Genomic DNA, 5,335 nt, shown 5'->3' on the forward strand with positions numbered 1-5,335 from the left:
TGGGCTTTGGGGAGCAGTTATGAGTATGTGTATGAGATGGATGCTGATTTTTCTCACAATCCGAACGATCTTCTCCGCTTGTATGAGGCATGTGTTAATCAAGGAGCCGATCTGGCGGTAGGCTCACGCTATTGTAGTGGCGTAAACGTTGTAAACTGGCCTATGGGCAGGGTTTTGATGTCTTATTTTGCTTCCAGATATGTGCGTTTTATTACGGGCATGAAGGTACATGACTCTACAGCCGGATTTGTTTGTTATCGACGTGCAGTTCTTGAAACTATAGATTTGGACAATATTCGCTTCAAAGGATATGCTTTCCAAGTGGAAATGAAGTATACGGCACATTGTCTGAAATTTAATATAAAAGAAGTATCTATTATTTTTGTTAATCGGATGTTGGGTACTTCAAAAATGAGCTCCGGTATTTTTGCTGAAGGTGTAATCGGTGTAATTACAATGCGCTTGAGGCAAATGTTTGGCGGAATTCATAAAAAGAAATAAAAACTTGTGTATCTTTGTTGTATATTTTTTATACAGCAAAAAGATGAAGATTATTTGCGTAGGGCAAAATTATCAATCACATAATAAAGAAATGAACAGGGCATTATCGAATAGCGACGATGATCCTGTTCTTTTTATGAAACCCGATACATCTTTGCTTTCGGGTGATAAGAAAGATTTCTATATTCCCGATTTCTCTGCCGATATACACTACGAGGCTGAGGTTGTAGTTAAGATAAGTAAGATGGGTAAAAATATAGCAGAACGATTTGCTCATCGCTATTACGAAGAAGTTAGTCTCGGTATCGATTTTACGGCAAGAGATATACAATCCGAACTTAAGAAAAAAGGACTTCCTTGGGAAATAGCCAAAGCCTTTGATAACTCGGCAGCGGTAGGACAGTTTGTATCGAAAGGTAAATGGGACAAACAGATGAATGATTTGAACTTCAGTTTGTCTATTGACGGTAAGACGGTGCAATCGGCTAACACTACCGAAATGATACATCCGATAGATAAAATAATTGCATACGCCAGTCGGTTTTTTACTCTCAAAACCGGCGATTTAATCTTTACAGGCACACCCGCTGGAGTAGGGAGGGTTCAAATAGGAAATCATTTATTGGGAGAGATAGAAGGAGAGAAATTGTTAGAAATATCTATTTGCTGATAAATTAGAATGTTAAATTTATGCTAGATAACAATAAATATTATAAAAAATTGTTATCTATACATACTGAATAATTAAATAAGAAATCCGAACAAACTATAATTAAACCTTAGCAAATAAATTAATTACTTAAATAGTAGAATAAATGAAGAGTCTTTTGAGAAAAATCTTATTTGTAAATATTTTTGCATTACTTGCATTAGGCGCGTATGCACAAGATGACGTGAATCCGATACAAACGGCTATGCCGTCATTAAATATAGCTCCTGATGCCCGTGCAGGTGGGATGGGAGATGCCGGAGTGGCTACAGCACCGGATGTGTATTCCCAACACTGGAATGCTGCTAAATATGCATTTAGCCCAAGTAAGGCAGGTTTTGGAATATCATATACTCCATGGTTGAGAAAGATCATTAATGATATAGCACTAGTTTATGGTGTTGGTTACTATAAATTAGGTAATGAAAATAATCAGGCATTAAGTGCATCTATCCGTTACTTCTCTATCGGAGATGTGAAAGTTGTCACGGATTTAAATGACTTCAATGGTGTTGTATTAAGTCCCAACGAGTTGGCTATTGACTTAGCATATTCCCGTAAATTGACAGAGACTTTTTCCGGAGCTGTAACTGTGCGTTATATCCGTGCCGATTATACAGGAGCTTCTGAAGAAACTTCAGTAGGCAATGCTTTTGCGGCAGATATTTCGGGTTATAACGAATCTTATATCCGTACAGGGAGCTCAGAAAGTCTGCTAAGTTTTGGTTTCAATATCTCTAATATTGGTACGAAAATTTCTACAAACGGAGATTCTCGAAACGAGTTCTTGCCAACCAATCTGCGTTTAGGTGCTTCTCTTATGTATCCAATCAACGAGGTGAGTACAATATCATTCAGTGCAGACCTGAACAAGTATTTGGTTCCAACTCCTCCTGTTAAAAAAGAAGGAGAAACCAATGATGAATTCAGTAAACGCATGGCAGACTATCGAGATATTAACCCGATAGCGGGTATCTTCAAATCATTTGGTGATGCTCCCGGTGGATTCTCGGAAGAAATGAAAGAGATTGCATGGTCGCTTGGTGCAGAATATGATTATAATGACAAGTTCCGTTTACGTACCGGTTACTTCCATGAAAATAAGATGAAAGGTAATCGTCAGTATCTTTCTTTTGGTGCAGGATTTAAACTAAGCGCATTCCAACTGGATGTAGCTTATCTGTTGGCTACCGCTCAACAAAATCCATTAGACCAAACATTGCGTTTTTCTCTAGGTTTTGATATTGATGCAATGAAAAATTTATTTAAGTAATTATTGTTTCGTAGATAAAGTTATTTGATATAATGAAGATAAGGGTAGGTTTTGGCTATGATGTGCATCGCCTTGCTGATAATAGAGATTTGTGGTTAGGTGGAATCAAGATAGAACATAGTCAGGGACTATTAGGGCACTCCGATGCTGATGTGCTTATACATGCTATTTGCGACGCTATTCTTGGTGCGGCAAATTTACGTGATATAGGTTTTCATTTTCCTGATACAGCCGGGGAGTATAAAGATATAGACAGTAAAATCTTATTGAAAAAAACATTAGAGGTGATAACCGAGAAAGGGTATAGTATAGGCAATATAGATGCAACTATCTGTGCCGAACGTCCTAAAATAAATCCTCATATACCTCAGATGCAGAAAGTGATGGCTGAGATTTTAGAGATCTCGGTAGACGATATATCGATAAAAGCAACAACTTCAGAAAAAATGGGGTTTGTAGGCCGTGAGGAAGGTTTTGCCGCATACGCCGTTGCTTTAATTGAAAAAAAGTGATAATTAGACACAAAAAGGAATGAGTGTGAAACCCAAAATAGAATTAACAGCTGATGGGTCTTACACTCTTTTCATGTCCGACCTGAATGAACACTATCATTCGGTAAATGGAGCTATACAAGAATCAACCCACGTATTTATTAACACAGGATTGCATCATTGCAAAAAAGAGAGAGTCAATATTCTTGAAATTGGTTTTGGTACAGGCTTAAATGCTTTTCTGACAGCATTGGATGTAACCAATACCGAAAAAAATATTCATTACACTGGGTTGGAACTATATCCTTTGCCTAAATCAATTATTGAGGAGTTGAATTATTCGGAAAAACACTCAGAGCAAGCCAAGATATTATATAATAAGCTGCATGATGCTGATTGGAATAGGGAAGTTCAAATTTTACCTGAGTTTTATTTGTCGAAGATAGAATGTGATTTTACCAAGTTTGATTTCTCCTCATTAAAATCTTCTTTCGATCTCATTTACTTCGATGCATTTGCTCCCGATAAGCAGCCCGAAATGTGGACGCAATCAATCTTTGATTCACTGTATTCTATTACTGCCCAGAGTGGAATATTAGTTACTTATTGTGCTAAAGGTGTTGTGCGTAGAATGCTACAACAAGCAGGTTACAAAACTGAAAGACTTCCCGGACCTCCCGGAAAAAGAGAGATGTTGCGTGCTACAAAAACAGATTGATGCTTCGTCTCTGTTCTCTGTATTCTTTTTATATTCATTTTCTCAGCGTTTATAATATAGTTAAGATCAATTCCATCTTTTTATCTTCTGATAAAAGATACTTATCTTTGTGCCCGATATTTAATAAATATCTATAAGAATCTACACTATAATATAATGAAAATAGGCAATATAAAATTCTCCGAAAACCCTGTCTTTCTTGCTCCTATGGAAGATGTAACAGATATGGGATTTCGTCTTATGTGCAAGCAGTTTGGAGCAGATATGGTATATACCGAGTTTGTATCCAGCGATGCACTTATTCGTCATGTGAATAAGACTCAGGCCAAGCTCACCATCAGTGAAGAAGAGCGTCCTGTGGCTATACAAATATACGGGCGAGAAGTAGATGCAATGGTGGAAGCTGCAAAAATCTGTGAAGATGCCAACCCGAATATTTTGGATATAAACTTTGGATGTCCGGTAAAGAAAGTAGCAGGCAAGGGTGCCGGTTCGGGTATGATGAAAACCCCCGAACTGATGGTTGAAATAACGGCTGCAGTGGTAAAAGCCGTAAAAATCCCTGTAACGGTAAAAACTCGTTTAGGTTGGGATCATGATTCGAAGATTATTGTGGAGTTGGCAGAGCAATTGCAAGATGTAGGAATACAAGCCTTGACGATACATGGACGCACACGCTCACAGATGTACACAGGAGAGGCCGATTGGGAGTTGATTCGCGATGTGAAAAATAACCCTCGTATACATATTCCGATAGTAGGTAATGGTGATGTAACCAGCCCTGAGATCTGCAAACGCCGTTTCGACGAGACAGGAGTGGATGCCGTAATGATAGGGCGGGGGAGTATCGGTAGTCCGTGGATATTTGAAGAGGTGAAGCATTATTTGAGAACAGGTGAAACACTTCCGAAGAAAGAGTTTGGATGGTACTTGAATGTTCTAAAAGAGATGATCCGCAAAAATGTTGCTCATTCAGGGGAACGTGGCGGAATTATTCACAGTCGGCGTCATTTGGCTGCAAGCTCATTATTTAAAGGATTGCCCGATTTTAAGAAAGTAAGAGTGGCGATGTTGCGAACAGAGTCGGTTGATGAACTTTTTGAAATTATGGATACTATACCGGAGCAATTTCAGTTGGAATCAAGCAATGGAATATAAATTGAGTTTTCGGTAACAGGAATAAAGAAACCTATAATCTCTAAATATTTAATAATACATAGGTTTGGTTACACACTTAATATTCGGAGTGTAACCTCCTTACTTCTATATAATTTTCTTACTTTTGTATTGCTAAAAAAATTACAGACTGTTTATGGAACAAAAATTATTGGTTTACAATACTCTGACACGAAAAAAGGAAGTATTCGAACCGCTTCATGCACCGCATGTGGGGATGTATGTTTGTGGACCAACCGTATACGGAGATGGCCATCTCGGACATGCCCGTCCTGCTATAACATTTGATATACTATTTCGTTATCTCACACATTTAGGTTATAAGGTGCGTTATGTGCGTAATATCACAGATGTGGGACATTTAGAGAATGATGCCGATGAGGGCGAAGATAAAATAGCCAAAAAAGCACGTTTGGAGCATTCATTGCCTTATGGTAGCGATTTACATAATACTGAACAACTTCCAT

General features: G+C 38.1%; 6 protein-coding genes and 1 pseudogene. All 7 read left to right on the top strand.

Translation table 11 applies throughout. The features are described 5' to 3' along the window. Nucleotides 1–501, top strand: a 501-nt coding sequence (locus tag LDB17_RS06590; RefSeq protein ID WP_393924949.1) for a glycosyltransferase, incomplete at its 5' end; no start/stop codon positions are given. A gap of 43 nt (nt 502–544) precedes the next feature. Further along, complete coding sequence (locus LDB17_RS06595; RefSeq protein WP_252636432.1) at nt 545–1,171, top strand: fumarylacetoacetate hydrolase family protein; 627 nt, start codon at nt 545–547, stop codon at nt 1,169–1,171. 145 nt (nt 1,172–1,316) lie between these two features. After that, a complete protein-coding gene (porV, locus tag LDB17_RS06600) occupies nt 1,317–2,483 on the top strand; it encodes a type IX secretion system outer membrane channel protein PorV (protein ID WP_006842734.1) in 1,167 nt (388 codons plus the stop codon). A 32-nt stretch (nt 2,484–2,515) separates the two neighbouring features. Then, nucleotides 2,516–2,995, top strand: a complete 480-nt coding sequence (gene ispF / locus LDB17_RS06605; RefSeq protein WP_135104091.1) for a 2-C-methyl-D-erythritol 2,4-cyclodiphosphate synthase — start codon at nt 2,516–2,518, stop codon at nt 2,993–2,995. Nucleotides 2,996–3,014: 19 nt separating this feature from the next. Beyond that, nucleotides 3,015–3,692 carry a tRNA (5-methylaminomethyl-2-thiouridine)(34)-methyltransferase MnmD gene (mnmD, locus tag LDB17_RS06610; protein ID WP_252636431.1) on the top strand — a complete coding sequence of 226 codons (678 nt, stop codon included), beginning with the start codon at nt 3,015–3,017 and terminating at the stop codon, nt 3,690–3,692. A gap of 156 nt (nt 3,693–3,848) precedes the next feature. Then, complete coding sequence (gene dusB / locus LDB17_RS06615; RefSeq protein WP_252636430.1) at nt 3,849–4,850, top strand: tRNA dihydrouridine synthase DusB; 1,002 nt, start codon at nt 3,849–3,851, stop codon at nt 4,848–4,850. Nucleotides 4,851–5,004: 154 nt separating this feature from the next. Beyond that, nucleotides 5,005–5,335 (top strand): annotated as a pseudogene (locus tag LDB17_RS06620) (hypothetical protein); the annotation flags it as partial.

It is taken from the genome of Dysgonomonas sp. Shenzhen-Wh21 (genome assembly GCF_043392705.1).
Lineage (GTDB): Bacteria > Bacteroidota > Bacteroidia > Bacteroidales > Dysgonomonadaceae > Dysgonomonas.

Bases quoted from the DNA above. Each gene is read 5' to 3' on its own strand.
- mnmD (WP_252636431.1), top strand. From the start codon at position 3,015: ATGAGTGTGAAACCCAAAATAGAATTAACAGCTGATGGGTCTTACACT.
- LDB17_RS06595 (WP_252636432.1), top strand. From the start codon at position 545: ATGAAGATTATTTGCGTAGGGCAAAATTATCAATCACATAATAAAGAA.
- dusB (WP_252636430.1), top strand. From the start codon at position 3,849: ATGAAAATAGGCAATATAAAATTCTCCGAAAACCCTGTCTTTCTTGCT.
- porV (WP_006842734.1), top strand. From the start codon at position 1,317: ATGAAGAGTCTTTTGAGAAAAATCTTATTTGTAAATATTTTTGCATTA.
- ispF (WP_135104091.1), top strand. From the start codon at position 2,516: ATGAAGATAAGGGTAGGTTTTGGCTATGATGTGCATCGCCTTGCTGAT.